The sequence below is a fragment of the Promicromonospora sp. NPDC050880 genome (assembly GCF_044456525.1).
Classification (GTDB): Bacteria; Actinomycetota; Actinomycetes; order Actinomycetales; family Cellulomonadaceae; genus Promicromonospora.
In genome coordinates this window covers 1-1,110 of record NZ_JBITFV010000044.1, presented here as the reverse complement: position 1 = coordinate 1,110, position 1,110 = coordinate 1, and the positions used below count along the sequence as shown (strand labels likewise).

The window sequence follows — 1,110 nt, the reverse complement described above, 5'->3', positions numbered from 1 at the left end:
TGTGATGTCCAGGGAGGTTGTTCAGTCGGGTGATGGGTGGTTGGTTGCCGATCGCTGAGTGCGCGCGGTGGTGGTTGTAGTAGTGCAGCCAGCCGGGTAGCTCGTCGCGACGTTCGGTCTCGGAGGTGTAGTGCCGGGCGTAGGCCCAGCCGTCGGCCAGGGTGCGGTGGAAGCGTTCGATCTTGCCGTTGGTCTGGGGCCGGTAGGGGCGGGTGCGCTTGGGCTTGATGTCGAGCTGGGCGCAGGCATCGCGCCAGGCGTGGGATCGGTAGGCCGCCCCGTTGTCGGACAGGACCCGCTGGACGCTCACGCCGTGGTCGGCCAGCCAGGCGGTGGCCCGGTGCAGGACGCCGACGGCGGTGTCGGCCTTCTCGTCGGTGTGGATCTCGACGTAGGCCAGCCGGGAGTGGTCGTCGATCACGGTGTGCAGGAACGCGGTCCCGGTGCGGGGCTTGTAGTCCGTGCCGCGGGCCAGGCCTGGGGTGGCGCGCTGGTTACGTCCGCCCTGCTGCCGGCCGACGTAGCGGTGCCCGCCGCCGTCGGGGATGTTGCCGAACTTGGTCACGTCGACGTGGATCAACGAGCCCGGGTACTCGTGTTCGTAGCGGCGGATCGGTTCGCCGGTGACCCGGTCGATCCGGGACAGGCGGTTGATCCTGGCCCGGACCAGGACGGCGTGCACGGTCGAGGCCGGCATGCCCAGGCGCCCGGCGATCTGCGCCGGGCCGAGCCGGTGGCGCCACCGCAGGCCCACGATCTGCTTGACCACGGGTCGCGGGGTCCGGGTTGGGCTGTGGTGCGGGCGGGAGGACCGGTCGGTCATGCCCGCGGGCCCCTCGGTGCGGTAGCGGTGGGCCCACTTGCTAGCGGTGCGTGGCGAGACCATGAACATCTTCGCGGTGCTGGTGATGGTCCATCCGGACTCGACGACCAGACGCGCCAGGCGCAGGCGTGCTCTCGGGGTCAGCAGGGCGTTAGCGTGGGTCACGAAGGCCTCCGGTGGGCGGTGTGGTTTCTCGACAACTCCACTCCACTACCGGAGGCCTTCCTCAGCCCCTAACCCCGAGCGCGTGTCGCCCGAATCCAGGAACAACCTCCCTGGACATCACA

1 protein-coding gene is annotated in these 1,110 nt (G+C 69.8%); it reads right to left on the bottom strand.

Annotated features, from left to right (window positions below; genetic code table 11):
* Positions 1–988 (bottom strand): IS481 family transposase (locus ACIBBF_RS26480; RefSeq protein ID WP_397419425.1); only part of this gene is annotated, 988 nt, incomplete at its 3' end.
* Positions 989–1,110: the final 122 nt, after the last annotated feature.